The organism is Microbispora sp. H10830, from assembly GCF_014161375.1.
Taxonomy (GTDB): domain Bacteria; phylum Actinomycetota; class Actinomycetes; order Streptosporangiales; family Streptosporangiaceae; genus Microbispora; species Microbispora catharanthi.
In genome coordinates, this window is sequence record NZ_JABBWX010000008.1 from 296,542 (window position 1) to 313,344 (window position 16,803).

The 16,803-nt window shown below is 72.4% G+C and carries 13 protein-coding genes; 8 read left to right on the top strand and 5 right to left on the bottom strand.

Annotated features, from left to right (window positions below; translation table 11 throughout):
* Positions 1-5: 5 nt before the first annotated feature.
* The 3 genes from HHX35_RS22050 to HHX35_RS22060 are packed head-to-tail and all read right to left on the bottom strand — an operon-like array spanning position 6 to position 6,839.
* On the bottom strand, positions 6-755 hold the full coding sequence (locus tag HHX35_RS22050) for a 4Fe-4S dicluster domain-containing protein (RefSeq protein WP_182900620.1): 750 nt from the start codon (positions 753-755) through the stop codon (positions 6-8).
* Positions 748-3,921: a formate dehydrogenase gene (gene fdh / locus HHX35_RS22055; RefSeq protein WP_182900621.1), complete on the bottom strand. Its 3,174-nt coding sequence runs from the start codon at positions 3,919-3,921 to the stop codon at positions 748-750. Before fdh ends, HHX35_RS22050 begins: the two co-directional genes overlap by 8 nt.
* Before the next feature lie 29 nt (positions 3,922-3,950).
* Positions 3,951-6,839, bottom strand: a complete 2,889-nt coding sequence (locus HHX35_RS22060; protein WP_182900622.1) for a BTAD domain-containing putative transcriptional regulator — start codon at positions 6,837-6,839, stop codon at positions 3,951-3,953.
* A gap of 105 nt (positions 6,840-6,944) precedes the next feature.
* Here HHX35_RS22060 and HHX35_RS22065 point away from each other — a divergent pair, with 105 nt between their 5' ends.
* From HHX35_RS22065 to HHX35_RS22100, 8 genes are all read left to right on the top strand, one after another.
* The gene (locus HHX35_RS22065) at positions 6,945-7,847 is read left to right on the top strand and encodes a M23 family metallopeptidase (RefSeq protein WP_182900623.1); all 903 of its coding nucleotides are present in this window, start codon (positions 6,945-6,947) and stop codon (positions 7,845-7,847) included.
* A gap of 5 nt (positions 7,848-7,852) precedes the next feature.
* Entirely contained in the window at positions 7,853-9,331 is a 1,479-nt protein-coding gene (locus HHX35_RS22070) for an N-acetylmuramoyl-L-alanine amidase (RefSeq protein ID WP_182900624.1), read from the top strand.
* Positions 9,332-9,568: 237 nt separating this feature from the next.
* Entirely contained in the window at positions 9,569-9,859 is a 291-nt protein-coding gene (locus HHX35_RS22075) for a hypothetical protein (protein ID WP_139577553.1), read from the top strand.
* A gap of 188 nt (positions 9,860-10,047) precedes the next feature.
* Entirely contained in the window at positions 10,048-10,437 is a 390-nt protein-coding gene (locus HHX35_RS22080; protein WP_310739216.1) for a hypothetical protein, read from the top strand.
* Between the two features lie 64 nt (positions 10,438-10,501).
* Positions 10,502-11,644, top strand: coding sequence for a sensor histidine kinase (locus HHX35_RS22085; protein WP_182900720.1), 1,143 nt, complete (start codon positions 10,502-10,504; stop codon positions 11,642-11,644).
* 234 nt (positions 11,645-11,878) lie between these two features.
* A complete protein-coding gene (locus tag HHX35_RS22090) occupies positions 11,879-12,529 on the top strand; it encodes a hypothetical protein (RefSeq protein WP_182900625.1) in 651 nt (216 codons plus the stop codon).
* A 51-nt stretch (positions 12,530-12,580) separates the two neighbouring features.
* Positions 12,581-13,252: a response regulator transcription factor gene (locus HHX35_RS22095; RefSeq protein ID WP_182900626.1), complete on the top strand. Its 672-nt coding sequence runs from the start codon at positions 12,581-12,583 to the stop codon at positions 13,250-13,252.
* Positions 13,249-14,598, top strand: a complete 1,350-nt coding sequence (locus HHX35_RS22100; RefSeq protein WP_182900627.1) for a cell wall metabolism sensor histidine kinase WalK — start codon at positions 13,249-13,251, stop codon at positions 14,596-14,598. The genes HHX35_RS22095 and HHX35_RS22100 overlap by 4 nt, the downstream gene beginning before the upstream one ends.
* Positions 14,599-14,748: 150 nt before the next feature.
* Here the strand turns inward: HHX35_RS22100 and HHX35_RS22105 are convergent, their stop codons facing one another.
* Positions 14,749-15,480, bottom strand: coding sequence for a dienelactone hydrolase family protein (locus HHX35_RS22105; protein ID WP_182900628.1), 732 nt, complete (start codon positions 15,478-15,480; stop codon positions 14,749-14,751).
* Positions 15,481-15,688: 208 nt separating this feature from the next.
* Entirely contained in the window at positions 15,689-16,489 is an 801-nt protein-coding gene (locus tag HHX35_RS22110; protein WP_182900629.1) for a DUF998 domain-containing protein, read from the bottom strand.
* Positions 16,490-16,803 lie beyond the last annotated feature (314 nt).

The window sequence follows — 16,803 nt, forward strand, 5'->3', positions numbered from 1 at the left end:
CCCCGTCAGCTCCTCTTTCCGAGGAAACAGGCGGCCACACCGGCGGCCAGGGCGAGCGCCGCGCCGCCCGCCCAGCGCCACATCGCGGGCAGGTCGCGGGTGGTCACCACGGGATCCGGGGGCAGGCCGTACGTCTCCGGCTCGTCGAGCAGGAGGAAGAACGCGCCCGTGCCGCCCACCCCGTCGTCCGGGTTCGCGCCGTACAGCCGGGCCTCGGTCCTGCCGTCGGCGTGCAGCCGCTCGACCCGTTCCGCGGCCCGCTGCCGCAGCTCGTCGAGCGGCCCGAACTGGATGGACTCGGTCGGGCACGCCTTCGCGCAGGCCGGCTCCATGCCGCCGCGCAGCCGGTCGTAGCAGAGCGTGCACTTCCACGCCCGGCCGTCGTCCTCCCTGCGGTCGATCACGCCGTACGGGCAGGCGGGGACGCAGTAGCCGCAGCCGTTGCAGACGTCGGCCTGGACGACGACGGTGTCGAACTCGGTGCGGAACAGCGCCCCGGTGGGGCAGACGTCGAGGCAGGCGGCGTGGGTGCAGTGCTTGCACACGTCCGACGACATCAGCCACCGGCCGTCCTGCTCGACGAACGCCACGTGGCGCCAGGTGCTCGCGCCGAGCGCGCCGGTGTTGTCGTAGGAGGTGGCCCGGAACACGAACCCGTCGTCGGGCACCTGGTTCCACTCCTTGCAGGCCACCTCGCAGGCTTTGCAGCCGATGCAGACGGACGTGTCGGTGAAGAACCCCATCTGCTCAGCCATGGCGATACCTCTCGATCAGGTCGAGCAGGGCCGTGCCCCTCGGCCGGCGCCCCGGCAGGACGTCGCAGGTGCCGGCCTTGCTCTCCTGGATGTAGACGTTCGGGTCGAGCACGATCGGCGGCAGGTCGTTCACGACGTCTCCGGTGATCACCCCGCCGCTGCTGTAGCCCCAGTGGTACGGCATGATCACCTGGTGGACGGTCCGGCCGTTCAGCCGCAGCGGGCGCACCCGGCCGGTCACGAGCACGCGCAGCTCGATCGCGGTCCGCGCGGTGACGATCGTCGCCCAGCCCCCGTTCTCCAGCCCGAGCTCCTCCGCCATCCGCGGGGACACCTCACAGAACGCCTCCGGCTGGAGCTCGGCGAGGTAGGGCAGGGGTCTGCTCATGGCGCCCGTCGTGTGGTGCTCGGTGAGCCTGCTCGTCGTGTAGACGTACGGGAACCGGGGCGACAGCGCCGGGTTGTACGGGTTCTCCGGGCGGTCGATGGTCCGGCGGGCCGGGTTGGCCTGCTGTGCGTACAGCGCGTTGCGCACCGGCGACTCGTGCGGCTCGTAGTGGGCGGGCAGCGGCCCGTCGGACAGTCCTGACGGGACGTACAGCCAGCCCCTGCCGTCCGACTGCATGATGAACGGGTCGGTGCCGGCCAGCGCGTCCTGCGCCTTGGCCCCCTCGGGCGGCACGTAGTCCGGCGCCTTGTCCTCCTCGAAGTCCGGCACGTCGGGGCCGACCCACCGGCCCTTGCCCGCGTCCCAGTAGACGTACTTCTTCCGTTCGCTCCACGGGCGGCCCTGCGGGTCGGCGGAGGCGCGGTTGTAGAGGATGCGCCGGTTCGCCGGCCAGGCCCAGCCCCATTCGAGCGCGACAGGACCCTGCTCGGTGTGCGGCTTGCGCCGGGCCGCCATGTTGACCCCGTCGGCGTACACGCCGCAGTAGATCCAGCAGCCGCAGCTCGTCGACCCGTCGGGCTTCAGCTCGCGCAGCGACGCCAGCAGGCGGCCGCCCGGGCCGGTGCCGTTGATCTCGCGCAGGACGGCCTCTGCGTCGGGATCGCGCTGCTCGCCGATCTCCGGGTAGTCCCAGGTCAGCTCCTTCACCGGCCGGTCGATCTCGTCGTCGCCGAGCCGCCGCCTGATCCGCTTGCCGAGGTGGTAGAAGAACCACAGGTCGCTGCGGCAGTCGTGCGGCGGGTCGAGCGCCTTCTCCCGCCACTGCAGCAGCCGCTGGGTGTTGGTGAAGGTGCCCTCCTTCTCCACGTGGCTCGCGGCCGGCATGAAGAAGACCTCGGTGCCGATGGCCTCGGTCCGCAGCTCGCCCGTCTCGATCTCCGGCGCGTCCTTCCAGAACGTCGCGGTCTCGACCAGCATGAGGTCGCGGACCACCAGCCAGTCGAGGTTCGCCAGGCCGAGCCGCTGCGCCTTGCCGTTGGCCGAGCCGACCGCCGGGTTCTCGCCCACGACGAAGTAGCCCTTGACCGTCCCGTCGATCTGGCCCATCACGGTCGCGTAGTGGCCGTGGTCGCCGGTCAGGCGCGGCAGGTAGTCGAAGCGGTAGTCGTTGTCCTCCGTCGCCGCGTCGCCCCACCACGCCTTGAGCAGGCTGACGACGTACGCCCGCCGGTTGCCCCACCAGCCGGTGTCGGCGCCCTCCCGCTCCAGATAGTGGTCGAGGCCGTCGTGCCGGTGGGCGTGCGGCATCGCGATGTATCCCGGCAGCAGGTTGAACAGCGTCGGGATGTCGGTGGAGCCCTGGATGCTCGCGTGCCCGCGCAGCGCCATGATCCCGCCGCCCGGCCTGCCCATGTTGCCCAGCAACAGCTGCAGGATCGAGGCGGCCCTGATGTACTGCACGCCGACCGAGTGCTGCGTCCAGCCCACCGAGTACACCCACGCCGTGGTCCGCTCCCGGCCCGAGTTGGCCGTGATCGCCTCGGCCAGCTCGTGGAACCGCTCCGGCGGGATGCCGCACAGCTCCTCGACCATCTCGGGCGTGTAGCGCGAGTAGTGGCGCTTGAGTATCCGGTAGACGCACCGCGGGTTCGTCAGCGTCGGGTCGGCGGGCGGCGTCGCGCCGGCGCCCGCGCCGCGCGCGCCGTAGGAGTCGGACCCCGCCGCCTCCGCGTGGTGCCCGCCGCCCTCGACCGGCTCCTCCTCCTCGGGCACGTCGCCCTCGTACGCCCAGCTCGACGGGTCATACCTGCCGGTCTCCTCGTCGTAGCCGGAGAACAGGCCGTCGAGGTCCTCGGTGTCGCGGAAGTCCTTGTTCACCAGGGTCGCGGCGTTCGTGTACGCGAGGACGTACTCGCGGAAGTCGAGCCCGTTCGACAGCACGTAGTTGATCAGCGCGCCGAGCAGCACGATGTCGGTGCCGGCGCGGATCGCGAGATACCTATCCACGGTCGCACTCGTGCGGCTGAAGCGCGGGTCGATGTGGAAGACCTTCGCGCCGCGCGCACGCGCCTCCATCACCCACTGGTAGCCCACCGGATGGCACTCGGCCATGTTGGAGCCCTGGATGACGATGCAGTCAGCGTTGGCCAGGTCCTGCTGATACTGGGTCGCGCCGCCACGCCCGAAGCTGGTCCCCAGACCGGGGACGGTGGAGGAGTGTCATATGCGCGCCTGGTTCTCGACCTGGATCGCGCCGAGGGCGGTGTAGAGCTTCTTCATCAGGTAGTTCTCTTCGTTGTCGAGCGTCGCCCCGCCCAGGCCGGCGATGCCCAGAGTCCTCCTGACCTCCTGCCCCTCGTGCGTCTGCTGCCAGGTCTCGCGCCGGGTCCGCACCACGCGGTCGGCGATCATGTCCATCGCGGTCTCGAGGTCGAGCGGCTCCCACTCGGTGCCGTACGGCCTGCGGTAGAGGACCTTCGTCTGGCGGCCGGGGTGGGTGACGAGCTGCTTGCTGGCCGATCCCTTCGGGCAGAGCCGTCCACGGGAGATCGGCGAGTCGGGGTCGCCCTCGATCTGGGTGACCTCGCCGTCCTTGACGTAGACGAGCTGGCCGCAGCCCACGGCGCAGTAGGGACAGACGGAACGCGCGACCGTCTCGGCCCCCTCGACCCGGGGCCGCAGGGCGTCCGTACGCGCCGAGCGCGCCGCCTGCCCTCTGCCGTCCTCTCCCTTGAGCTGCCGGATCACCGGCCACCGGGGGAGCCATCCACCACCCACGACGCCTCTGATGCCCCGGCCGTGACGGTCTAATCATGAGAAATCGCCGTGTCGTCCACCACCCGCCGGGACGTGACCGCGTGGAGGTAGCCCCGGGCGAGCGCGCGACGCCCGGACGAGCGGTGCAGCTCGCCGAGCAGCCGCCGGGTGGCCGCCTCCCCGCTCCGGTCGCCGAGCTGCCGAAAGATCGCCAGTGAGCTCTCCAGCCGGGCCGAGCCGTGCCGCCAGTCGCCCCTGGCCGCCTGGAGTCCGCCCAGGCCCTGCATCGCGTACGCCGCGCAGTGGCGGTCGCCGAAGCCCTCGAATATCGTCAGCGCCCGGCCCTGGGCGCGCATCGCCCGCCCGGTCTCCCCCGCGAGGTCGTGCAGGCGGCCGATCTGCAGCGACACGCAGCCCTCCCTGTGTGCGTCGCCGAGCTCCCGCGCCATGCGCAGCGCGTCGCCGAGCCAGTCGGCGGCGCCGTTCAGGTCGCCCGCGCTCAGGCAGGTGCGCCCGAGCGCCTGCCGCGCGTACGCCTCGCCCGACCGGTCGTCCAGCGACACGAACATCCCGAGGGCCCTGCGGAAGTATCGGGAGGCGGCGGCCTGATCGCCCCGGAACTGGCCGACCGCGCCCAGCCCGCAGACCGAGACCGCCTCGCCCCTGACGTCCCCGAGCGTACGGAAGATCACCCGGGAGCGGCGGAACATGCCGGCCGCCTGGACGTACCTGTCCCGATAGAGGGCCACCTGGCCGAGCCCCCGCAGCATGGCGGCCTCGCCCGCCCGGTCTCCGGCGGCGCGGGCGGCCTCCAGGGCGACGCGGTGGGTCTCCTCCCAGGGGCCGAGGTGACAGCGCAGGTCGAAGTACGGCACGAGCGCCGCCGCCAGGCCCCAGGCGGCGCCGGCCAGCCCCGCCTCCGCGGCCAGCCGCACGGCCTCGACCAGGGTCTCGTGCTCGGCGCCGAACCAGGAGACCGGGTCGGCGGCGACCCGGCGCAGGGCGTCCTCCGGCAGCCGCCAGCGCCGGGCGGCGGGCGAGGTCAGGCGGAAGACCGTGGTGGGCAGCAGAGCCGTCGCGTGTTCCGCGGCGGCCGTCCAGCCCGCGACCACGCGGGCAAGCGCCGGCATGTCCACCTCCCCCGCCTTGTCCCTGGCGTCGACGCGCAGCAGGTCGGGCAGCCGGTAGCGGGGCTGGCCGAGGGGGTCGGTCCCCACCGGGCGCAGCAGGTTCGCGTCGACCAGCACGTCGGTCACGTCGTCGCTGCGGTGCCGGTCGAGCACGGCGTCGACCACCCAGCCGGGCAGCGGCCGGGTGCCGAGCAGGCCGAGCGCGCGGAACGTGCGCGCGGCGTCGTCCGGCAGCAGGCGATAGCTGCGGTCGAACGACTCCCGCACCTCCAGGTCGCCGGCGCGCAGCTCGGCGAGCCTGACCGTCTCGTCGTCGAGCCGCCGTCGCAGCACGGCCGGCGACCAGCCGGGGCGGGCGGCCAGCCGGGCCCCGGCCACCCGGATCGCGAGCGGCAACCGGCCACAGGCCCGCACGATGGCGGCGGCCTCCTCCGGCTCCCGCTCCAGCCGCTCCGCACCGGCGATCGCCGTCAGCAGCCCCAGCGCCTCCGCCTGGGGCAGGACGTCCAGGTCGATCCGCGCGGCGCCGGGCAGTTCGGTGATGCGGCGCCTGCCGGTCACGACGACGGCGCTGCCGCCGCCCGGCAGCAGCGGCCGCACCTGCGCGGCGCCCGCCGCGTCGTCGAGCACGACCAGCATCGGCCGTTCGGCGAGCAGCGTGCGGTAGAGCGCGGCCCGCTCGTGAACCGTGGGCGGCAACGGCTCCGCCGCGCCCAGCGCGCGCAGCGCCTCGGCCAGCAGCTCTCCCGGCTCGACCGGCGACCAGGCGCCGCCGCCCGGCGAGACGGCGTCATCGGGCTGTGCCGTGTCACCGGGCCGTGTGGTGCCGCCGGGCTGCGCGGTGCCGCCCAGTGACAGGAAGAGCTGGCCGTGGGGGTACGCCTCGCGGACGGCGTGCGCGCAGCGCACCGCGAGCGCGGTCTTGCCGACGCCCGGCGGCCCGGTGACGACGGCGACCCCGCCGGGGGCGAGCGCCCGGGTCAGCGCCGCCACCTCTACGGCCCGCCCGGTGAAGTCCACCAGGTCGGACGGCAGCTGACGCGGCACGACCCGTGAGGGCGGCTCACCGGCGAGCACGGCCTCGTGCGCCCGGCGCAGCTCGGGGCCGGGCTCGACGCCGAGTTCGGTCACGAGGTGCTCGCGGACCGTGCCGAAGGCCTGCAGGGCCTCGCCCTGCCGCCCCGACCAGTGCAGGGCCAGTATGAGCCTGCGCCACAGGTCCTCGCGGAAGGGATGGTCGGCGAGCAGGGCCCGCAGCTCCCCGGCCGCCTCGCCGTACTGCCCGGCCGCCATGAGCAGCTCGACCAGGTCCTCCGCGGCGCGCAGCCGCGCCTGGGCGAGCCGTTCGAGCCGGCGGTCCCACAGCGGGCTGCCGGGCAGGTCGGACAGCGGGACGCCCTGCCACAGCGCCAGCGCCCGTGCCAGCAGGCCGGCCGCCTCGTCCGGCCGGCCCCGCGCCCGGCACTCCCGCGCGGCGGTCACCCGCTCGTCGAACAGCAGCAGGTCGAGCTCCTGCGGCGGCAGCTCGATCGCGTACCCCGCCCCGAGAGCCCGGATGCGGGCCGGGGCCTGCCCGAGCTCCGCGCGCAGGGCGCTCGCGTACGTGCGGAGGTTGGCCGCGGTCGAGCGCGGCCGGTGCTCCGGCCACAGCACCTCGGCGAGCTCGTCGCCGCCGACCGTGTGGTTGGCGTGGAGGAGGAGGGTGGCCAGGAGCATGCGGGGTTTGGGGCCGCCGAGCCGTGGTGCCGCGCCCGGCAGGCGGACCTCCAGGGGACCGAGCACCCTGAACGTGGGCTTATCGACTGTCATGACCGCGTTGCTCCCCCTGTCGAAGGACCGGTTCGCCATGACTCGCCCACCCTTTGTACCGAGTCTTGATGTTTTTTGTGCAGTAGATTCCGACTCTTTTTGGTCATGAGACTCAAATCGCTTGTCACGGCGGGCCTCGCGGTGGTCCTCGGCCTCGCGTTCGGCGCCGCGACCGCCCCTGCGGCCTCCGCGGCGGGTCCGCGCCCGGACTTCCAGATGCCGTTCCCCTGCGGCCAGGTCTGGACCGGCAACTCCAACGCCAGCAGCGCCCACCAGTCGTACGAGATCGACTTCAACCGCGGCAGCACGGCCGACGCGGACCTCGGCGACCCGGTCGTGGCGGCGGCGGCCGGCACGGTGGTCATCGCCGCCAACCAGGGGTCGACCAACGGCTTCGGCAACCTCGTCAAGATCGACCACGGCGGCGGCTGGTTCACCTACTATGCCCACCTGCGGGTCATGTCGGTGAGCCAGGGCGCGCAGGTCAGCCAGGGTCAGAAGATCGGCGAGGTCGGCAACACCAGCAAGCCGGGCAACAACATCGCCCCGCACCTGCACTACGAGGTGCGCACCAGCGACACGTCCTACCCCGCCAACATCCAGAAGGCGGTGTTCAACGGGGTCACCTTCGGCTACCCCGTGCAGACCGTGACCTCGCACAACTGCGGCGGCGGCGGATCGGCCAACCCGTACACCCCGCAGGAGGTCTGCGGCAGCGGCTACTCGGTGATCGACTCGGCCGCCCTCGGCACGGCGGGCACCGTCTATCTGCTCTACAACTCCGGCAACGGCAACAACTGCGTCGTCACGATGAAGAAGACGTCGCTGGGCACGGCCACCGCGACCACCGCCTACCTGGAGGTCCAGGGCAGGAGCCGGGTGACCGACTCGGGCAACTACGGCTACTACGCCGGACCGGTGCGCGCCTCGGCCGCCGACACCTGCGTCAAGTGGGGCGGCAAGGCGGGCTCGTCCAGCTACGACAGCCCCTTCGAGCACTGCGGCTGACCCCCATGACCGAACCCCTGATCGTCCGCGGGTCCCGGCGTACGGCCCTGACCGCCGTCGGCGTCGTGACGCTCCTGCTGTGCCTGGCCGGGCTCGTCCCGGCCGGGCCGGCCTCGGCCGCCGAGGGCCCGCTCGCCACCGCCTTCACGCGGGCGGCGGCGGCCCACGGCGTTCCCCGCGACCTGCTCGTCGCGCTCGCCTACGCCGAGACCCACCTCGACGGCCACGGCGGCAAGCCGAGCGCGAGCGGCGGGTATGGCGTGGCGCACCTGGTCAGCAATCCCACGGTGCACACCCTGGAGGAGGCGGCGCGGCTCACCGGAGCGCCGGTCGCCTCGCTCAAGGCCGACGACGCGGCCAACGTGGCGGGCGCGGCGGCCGTCCTGCGGGCCAGGGCCGACGCCCTGGGCCTGGACGCCGCCGCTCGCGCCGACGCCGGTCGCTGGTACACCGCCGTCGCGCGCTACGGCGGGGCGAGCGCGCCCGAGGTCGCCCGGCTGTACGCGGACACCGTCTACGACCTGCTGTCGGCCGGGTTCACCGCGCGGACGCCTGCGGGCGAGACGATCACGGTGGCCGCCCGCCCGGTGAATCCGGACCGAGGAGCCCTCGCGAACGCCCGCGACCTCGACCAGCCGGAGAACCGCACGCTCGCCGCGGCGGCCGTCGACTACCCGGGCGCGACGTGGGTGGCGGCCAGCACCGCCAACTACGCGGTGTCCGACCGGCCGGCGAGCGACACGATCGACCGCATCGTCATCCACGTCACCCAGGGCTCGTACGCCGGGACGATCTCCTGGTTCCAGAACCCCGCCGCCCAGGTCTCCGCGCACTACGTCGTACGGTCCTCCGACGGCGCGATCACCCAGATGGTGCGGGAGAAGGACCGGGCCTGGCACGCGGGCAACTCCGACTACAACCACCACTCCATCGGCATCGAGCACGAGGGATACGTGGACGACGCGTCCTGGTTCACCGACGCGATGTACCGCTCCTCGGCCGCCCTCGTCCGCTCCATCGCCGCGCGGTACGGCATCCCGAAGGACCGGTCCCACATCGTGGGGCACTACCAGGTCCCCGGGAGCGACCACACCGACCCCGGGCCTTACTGGGACTGGAACACGTACATGCAGTACGTCACCGGCGGCAGCGGGACCGGGAACCCGTACACGCCGGAGCAGGTGTGTGGCACCGGCTACTCGGTGATCGACTCGGCCGCCCTCGGCACGGCGGGCACCGTCTACCTGCTCTACAACTCCGGCAACGGCAACAACTGCGTCGTCACGATGAAGAAGACGTCCCTGGGAACGGCCACCGCGACCAGCGCCTACCTGGAGGTCCAGGGCAGGAGCCGGGTGACCGACTCGGGCAGCTACGGCTACTACGCCGGGCCGGTCAGTGCGTCCGCGGCGGACAAATGCGTGAAATGGGGCGGCAAGGCGGGCTCGTCCAGCTACGACAGCCCCTTCGAGCACTGCGGCTGACCTCTTCCGGCATCGGTCCGAGCATGGCCCGAAGCATTGTTCGAAGCACGGCCCGAAGCATGATCCGGGGCCCCCGCGCGCCGCACCGCGCGGGGGCCCTCGCGCTGTCTCTGAGAGATTGATGAGAGCTTGCGCCCCGCGACGTGTAGAGCCCGCTGGGAGGGCAATAAGGGCCTGATTCGGCACTCTTCGTGGGCGACTCATGCCCGCGGGACCACCCTCACGCAGAGGACATCGATGAGCGACCAGCCGCCCGAGTGGGCGAGAAATCTTGAGAAGGCGGCGATCGAGGCGGCCAGGGCCGTCGAACGCGCCGGCCGGGCACTCGGCAAGGCGGTGGAGCAGGCAGGGCGCACCGCCAAGGCCCAGGCGGCCATGGCAGCCGCCTACCAGGCCGACCTGGAGGCGCTGGAGACGGTGCTGCGGGCCCTTCCCGCGGAGCAGGTCAGGGACATCTCGGCGGCCGCGGCGGTGGTGACGGCGACCGCCGACCAGGTGCTGGCCCAGACGCCGAAGGACGACCTCTGAGCCGGTGGCGGCGGATGCGGCCGGATCCTTCCCCAGAGCGGCGGGCAGGAGCGACGTGCCGATGTCCACAGCCTGTGGACGACCACACGACCCTGTGGTTCTCCGCACCCCTGAGATGCGGCGCACCGGGGGGAGCGCGGCGGCGCCCCTCATGGTGACCGCATCGCCCGGCTTCTAGCGTCACCCGCATGGACACCGCGGAAATCGGAGGGATCGCCGGGTGGGCGATGGAGCTCACCGAACGCCTGGGCGCGCCGGGCGCCGGCGTCGCGATCGCCCTGGAGAACCTGTTCCCCCCGCTGCCCAGCGAGGTCATCCTGCCGCTCGCCGGGTTCACCGCCGCGCGCGGGGACATGAGCCTGGTCGCCGCCCTCCTGTGGACGACCGCGGGTTCCGTCGTGGGGGCGCTCGCGCTCTGCTGTGTGGGCGCGCTGCTCGGCCGGGAGCGTACGGTGGCCGTCGCGGCACGTCTGCCGCTTGTCAAGATCTCCGACATCGAGAAGGCGGAGGCGTGGTTCGCCCGGCATGGTGTGAAGACGGTGTTCTTCGGACGCGGCCGGGGACCTCATGCCCGTTGACCGGGCGCTCCCCGGGCAGGTCCGCCTGCCGCCCCGAGCGGCGCGAACCGCCGCGAAGGAGCCGATGAACGTCGCACGCGCCCTCAGGATCCTCGCGGCGCTGGTCATCGGCACGCTGACGGCGGTCGTCGAGCTGGCCTGCCTGCTGGTGGCCGCGCCGGTCGCCCTGCTCTGCCTGCCGCACCCCGGCGCGCGACGGGCCGGGGAACGGGTGCTGCGGGCCGTGGCCGTACGGCTGGCCCAGGTCGAGATCCGCAGGCTCGGCCTGCTCGGCGGGTTCGACCTCGCCGCCGGGACCGGGCGGCTGACCGGGTATCTCGCGGCCCGGTGGCCGGTCGGCCTGCTCGGCGGCCTCGTGCTCTTCCTGCTGTGGCTGGGGGTGAGCGAGGGGGTGCAACTGGTGTGGGGCTGGGCCCACGGGGAGAACCTCGACGGCATCCCGCCCACCCCCGGCGTGCTCGCCTACATCGGAGTCGCCGGGGTGGTGCTGCTCTTCCTCGACATCATGGGCATCCAGGGCGTCGCCGCCCTGGAACTGCGGATCGCCCGCCGCTTCCTCGGCCCCAGCCCCACCGAGTTGCTGGAGCGCCGCATCGACGAACTGGCCAGGACCCGTGCCGGCATCGTGAGCGCGGTGGACCAGGAGCGACGCAGGATCGAGCGCGACCTGCACGACGGCGTGCAGCAGCGGCTGGTGGCCCTCGCCGTGCTGATCGGGCGGGCCCGGCGCGGGCGCACCCCGCAGCTACTCGACGACCTGCTTCACCAGGCCCACGAGGAGGCCCAGGAGGCCCTGCGCGAGCTGCGCGAGGTCGCCTGGCGGGTCTACCCGGCCGAGCTCGACACGCTCGGGCTGCGCGAGTCCCTGGCCGCCGTCGCCGAGCGGGCCGGGATACCCGTCACGGTCGCGTACGACCTGACCGCGCGCCCGCCCACCGAGGTGGAGACGGCGGTCTACTTCGTCGTACGGGAGGCCGTGACGAACGCCGCCAAGCACGCGGCGGCGGGGCAGGTCCGGGTGGAGATCCTGCAGGACGAGGACACGATCGTCGTACGGGTGCGCGACGACGGGCGGGGCGGCGCCGACCCCGGCGGGGGCGGCCTGTCCGGACTGGCCCGCAGGGTCGCCGCACTGGACGGCCGGTTCCGGGTGGACAGCCCTCCCGGCGGTCCGACCACCGTGAGCGCGGAGCTGCCCTGCGGGTGACCCTGGCCGAAGGCCGGATCCTCCTGCCGGAGGGCTCGCCCGTTGTGCGGACCGGTGACTGCTCGCCGTGCGGCGCTATCGTCGGCGACATGGCCCATCAATCGCGCGTTTGGGAGAACGTAGTCGTTCTAAGGAACCTCTAAAGGTGGCTGAAACCACGCCAGAGGCCGCGATGTTTCTGTTGTCCCCAAGACGCCGGTTCTCGTCCGGCGCGCTCAGTGGACGGAAGGCATCATGATGACGAAACGCACGCGGCTGGTCGTGGCCACGGTCACGCTCGCCGCCCTGGCCGCGACCGGCACGGCCGCGGCGGCCGCGGCGGCCGATCCGGCCCCGACACCCGGCGCTGCGAAATCCGATTCCGCGCCGGTCAAGGTAGACGGGAAGTCCAGGGCGGGCGCGGATGCCGATTTCGCCGCGATCGCGGCGAAACTCGGAGTGACGACCGAGCGGCTCGACGCCGCGCTGGTCGCGGCCAAGACGTCGTTGGCCGACTCGGCCGACGTCACGCCGGAGGCCTTCGTCTCGGCGGTCGCGGCCAACCTGGGGCTGCCGGTCTCGCAGGTTCAGGAGGCTCTGGGGCCGATGGTCGCCGAGCCCGCGCCACGTGGTGACGACCAGGGCAAGCTGCACAGCATGGACAAGAAGGCCCCGGACGGCCCGCAGGACTCGCCGTTCACCACCGACGCCGCGGCGGCGTCTGTGGCCGCGGCGCTCGGTGTCGATCAGGCCAAGGCCAAGGCCGCCCTGGCCACTGTGGTGGCGTGGGGCAGAGTCGATCCGACGTCCAAGGCCTTCGGTGACATCGCCGCCTCACTCGGGGTCAGCTCCGACCAGCTCAATGCCGCGCTGAGCGATCTGAAGCGGTCACTGATCAAGGGCTGACAGCCACCGCGTCTCACGCAGCTTCAGGATCGAGGGCGAGGATGGGCGACCATGCGAATACTTGTGGTGGACGACGACCCGGCGGTGCGGCGGTCCTTGGAGCATGCGTTGCGCCGGGACGGCTACGACGTGTCGTCCGCCGCTGATGGGGCGTCCGCCCTCGCCGAGCACGGCGTGTTCCGCCCGGACGCGGTGGTTCTCGACGTCCTCATGCCCGAACCGAACGGGCTGGAGGTGTGCCGGACGCTACGTTCGGGCGGGCACGACACGCCGATCCTGATGCTCACGGCCCGGGACCTGGTCACCGACCGGGTCGCCGGGCTCGACGCGGGGGCCGACGATTACCTGGCCAAGCCCTTTTCCTTGGATGAGCTGCGGGCCCGGCTCAGAGCCCTGCTCCGGCGCAGCGGTGCCAGGGCCGAGGTGCTGCGCTTCGCCGACGTCGACCTGGACTTGAGCGGCTGCAGGGCCGAGCGTGCCGGCCGGCGCCTGGATCTGACCAAGACGGAGCTGTCCCTGCTGGAGCTGTTCCTGCGCAATCCCGGCCGGGTGCTGAGCCGGACCCAGATCTTCGAGTCCGTCTGGGGCTACGACTTCGGCCCGGAGTCGAACGCACTGTGGGTGTACATCAGCTACCTGCGAAGCAAGCTCGAGGCGGACCGCGGCAGCAGATTGATCCAGACGGTGCGCGGCCTGGGGTATGTCCTGCGCGAGGAGCCGTGAACCTGCGCACCCGGCTGGCCATCGCCGGCGGTTCCGTGGTCGCGGGCGCCCTGGTGCTCGTGTCGGTGGTCCTGTATCCGGCCGTGAACGCCAACCTCCGCGGCCAGATCGACAGCTCGCTGGTCGTGGCCGCCGACCAGGCACCGAGCGTGGCCGCGGCCATCAAGGCCAAGTTCAGGGACGTCAACGGGGAGCCGGGCTTCCCGACTGTTCCGCTGGGGATCGGAAGCACCCAGCTGCAGATCGTGCCGGGCCCGGTCCAGGTCGGGCCGTCGACGGAGTTCGTCGACCTCACCGCCCGCGACGTCGCCGTCGCGAACGGCACCGCCGAGGCCTATTTCCGTGACGCGGTCTACAACGGCGTCGCCTACCGCGTCTTCACAGCCCAACTGCCCGAAGCTCCGGGGACGCTCGTACGCACAGCCATCCCGGAGTCCGATCCCGCACCCACGCTACGCGAACTCGCCTGGCTGCTCGCCGGCTCGACGGTGGCCGCCGGACTTCTGGCAGCACTGGCCTCACGCCTGGCGGCACGCCGCGTCCTACGCCCGGTGCACCAGCTCACCGAGACCGTCGAACTGATCCGCACGACCGGCGACCTGTCCATCCCGATCCCCGCCGACAGCCGGGACGAGATCGGCCGGCTCGGCTCGGCGTTCGCGGCGATGACCGCCGCCCTCGACGAATCGGTCGGCGCCCAGCGCCGTCTGGTGGCCGACGCCTCGCACGAACTGCGCACACCACTGACGAGCCTGACGGTGAACCTCGAGCTGCTGGCGGAAAACCCGGCCGACGCGCAGGCCCCGCTCCTCGCCGCCGAAGCGCTCGGCCAGGCCGGCGAACTCACGACATTGGTCAACGACCTGATCGACCTGGCCCGCTACGGCCAGGCCCCGTTCCACACGGAAGACGTCCGCCTCGACCTCGTCGCCGAGCGCGTCGCGGCCCGCGCGGCGCGTCGGGCGCCGCAGATCGAATTCGAGCTGACCTGCGCGCCCACTCTCATCCATGGAGACCCCGACGCCCTGGAACGCGCCGTCGCGAACCTCGTCGACAACGCCGTGAAATGGAGCCCGCCCGACGGCCGGGTCAGGATCAGCGTCAAGGCGGGCACCCTCGAGGTCGCGGACGCCGGCCCGGGGATCCCCGACAGCGACCTCGAATTCGTCTTCGACCGCTTCTACCGATCACCCGCGGCCCGCGCGCACCCTGGCTCCGGACTGGGCCTGGCCATCGTCCGACAGGTCGCCGAGGCTCATGGCGGGACGGCCGAGGCCGTGCCGTGTCGAAGCGGCGCGTTATTGCGGCTGATACTGCCGACGTCTATCGAACACGCGGAGCCCTAGGCACACCCCCCGCTGATGTGCCTAGGGCTCCGTGGAGTCGGCTTGGTGCTCGATGACGGCGTTGTCGAAGCAGTCGCCGATCGTCACCGCGTCGCGCCCGACCGCGGCGCAGCCTCCGGCCCGCCTGAAGATCCGGCCGCCGTACAGGCCCTAAGCGAGGTGCCGGGCGAAGAACCGCAGCGAGCTGTCGATCTCGAACTCGGGGATCTCCCCGTGGTCGCCGGGATTGGCGTGCAGCGTCTTGTCGGCCGACCCCAGAGCGTCGAACAGCGCCAGGCCCTGGGCCCGCGGCACCTTGTCGTCGTCCCACTGGAGCAGGAACCGCACCGGGACGGTGACCCGGGCGGCGGTCTCGGCCAGCCCGTCCACGCCGAGCAGGCCCAGCACCGCCGCGCGGACCCGGGGTTCCGCGGCGACGAAGGGCACACCGAGCCCGCAGCCCATCGACATGCCGCAGTAGCCCACAGGGCCGGCGCCGACGACGTCGAGTTCCCGCACCGCTGTCAGGACCGCCTGCCATTCCGGGACGGCGTGGTCGGCCAGGAACGTATGCATGGTGACGAGATGCGGGGCGATGTCCCCGCCTGCGGCCATGCCGGCCCGCAACCCGGCAACGACCCGGGCGAACTCCTCGGTCTTCGGCCGATCGCCATGGTTGGGCGCATCGACCGCGACCACCGCGTAACCGCCCTCGGTGACGAAGCGGCGCGCGCGGGCCACGATGTCGGGGGCCTTCTTGTGCTGCCCGCCGCCGTGGCCCATCAGGATCAGGGGGCGAGCCCCGACGGCGTCTTCCGGCGTCCACAACACACCGGGAACCTCGCCGAGGGTGAACAGTTGTTCGGTGACGCCGTCCGACGACGTCCGAGAGATGAAGCGCAAAGCGTTTCACGCCTTTCGGGATGCCTTCTGCGGGCGCTCCCTAGACCATGCAACGGAGGGAGCCCCGACCTGTCACAGCGTTGATCGGTCTCACCTCCTCGGGTCGCGGCGATATGCACGGCGGCGCCGAACATATCACCACACCTCGCAGAGCTCCTAGCGGTTTACCCGGCACCAGGAGCGCTGCGCGGCTTCCCCATCGAGCGCGTCAGCGTCGCGCAGTGCCGAGTGCGTCAGCGTCGAGTGCGTCAGCGCCACCCGTGAGTTCCGCGCGCTTGGCGGCGGCGACCACCGAGACCCAGGACATGGCGACCAGCACACCGACGCAGAGAGTGAGGGAGCCGGCCCGCCCGCCGGACATGGCCCATCCGTTGCCCAGCAGAAGGGCCAGGCCGCCGAGACGGGAGGCGACCGCGTGCCCGGCCCGCCCCGCGCGGGCGAAGTGACGGCCGAGGACGAAGCAGGCCGCGATGAGCGCGGTGAAGGCCACCGAGCCGGCCGCCATGTGCAGCATCGCGTGCCAGCTCATCCCGGCCGGGGCCCCCAGCGGGGTGCCCGCGGGGAAGCCGTCCCCCGGGTCCATGCTGAAGGCTCCGGCCGCCGCGAGTCCGGCGCCCTCGACGAGCAGCAGCCTGGGCGCCCACGTCCCTCCGGGCGTGCCGCGCATGACACTGCGCAGTCCGATCGCCCCGGCGACCGTCAGCACGGCGGTGATCCAGAAGGTGCCGATCTGCAGCCACCCGAGGTCGCCGGTGCTGAGCATGCTGAGCGGGTGGCGGAGCAGGTCGAACCCCTCGCGGGTGAACGCCTGCGTCAGCGAGACGATCCCGAAGACGGGGGTGGAGAGCACGGCGCAGGTGAGCAGCGCACGCGTCGACCCCGTGAAGCCCGTCGAACCCGGCGTGGCGCGCCGCGCGGCCGGCCGCACGGTAATCCCCGTGGTGGGCTCGGTGGTGATCCCGGTGGTGAGCTCGGTGGTGAGCTGGGGCGTGTCCTGCGTGGCGGTCATGGCGGTTCCCTTCTTCGGCGTCCCGGTCTTCCCTGTCCCGGGCTTCAGCGCTCTCGGGGCCCCGAGGTCCCGGGCTTCGTGTTCCGGTCCTCGGTGGTCCCGGCCGGTGCGGTGTCCGGCCTCGCTCACGCGTCGAACGGCGGCCGCGCGATTCGACCACCCGTGCCCAACCGCACCGTCCGCCTGCCGCTTACCCCGCCCACCTGCGACGTCAGCCACCGCTGCGCATTCCCTGTCACATGCGCGTTCCCTGTCACATCCCGATAGATGACCAGGTCACGACGTGTCAGGATCGGAGCCCGTCGATTCCGGCT

Excerpts from the sequence above, each read along its gene's own strand:
- HHX35_RS22050 (WP_182900620.1), bottom strand. The coding sequence starts at position 755 with ATGGCTGAGCAGATGGGGTTCTTCACCGACACGTCCGTCTGCATCGGC.
- HHX35_RS22060 (WP_182900622.1), bottom strand. The coding sequence starts at position 6,839 with ATGACAGTCGATAAGCCCACGTTCAGGGTGCTCGGTCCCCTGGAGGTC.
- HHX35_RS22065 (WP_182900623.1), top strand. The coding sequence starts at position 6,945 with ATGAGACTCAAATCGCTTGTCACGGCGGGCCTCGCGGTGGTCCTCGGC.
- HHX35_RS22070 (WP_182900624.1), top strand. The coding sequence starts at position 7,853 with ATGACCGAACCCCTGATCGTCCGCGGGTCCCGGCGTACGGCCCTGACC.
- HHX35_RS22075 (WP_139577553.1), top strand. The coding sequence starts at position 9,569 with ATGAGCGACCAGCCGCCCGAGTGGGCGAGAAATCTTGAGAAGGCGGCG.
- HHX35_RS22080 (WP_310739216.1), top strand. The coding sequence starts at position 10,048 with ATGGACACCGCGGAAATCGGAGGGATCGCCGGGTGGGCGATGGAGCTC.
- HHX35_RS22085 (WP_182900720.1), top strand. The coding sequence starts at position 10,502 with ATGAACGTCGCACGCGCCCTCAGGATCCTCGCGGCGCTGGTCATCGGC.
- HHX35_RS22090 (WP_182900625.1), top strand. The coding sequence starts at position 11,879 with ATGATGACGAAACGCACGCGGCTGGTCGTGGCCACGGTCACGCTCGCC.
- HHX35_RS22095 (WP_182900626.1), top strand. The coding sequence starts at position 12,581 with ATGCGAATACTTGTGGTGGACGACGACCCGGCGGTGCGGCGGTCCTTG.
- HHX35_RS22110 (WP_182900629.1), bottom strand. The coding sequence starts at position 16,489 with ATGACCGCCACGCAGGACACGCCCCAGCTCACCACCGAGCTCACCACC.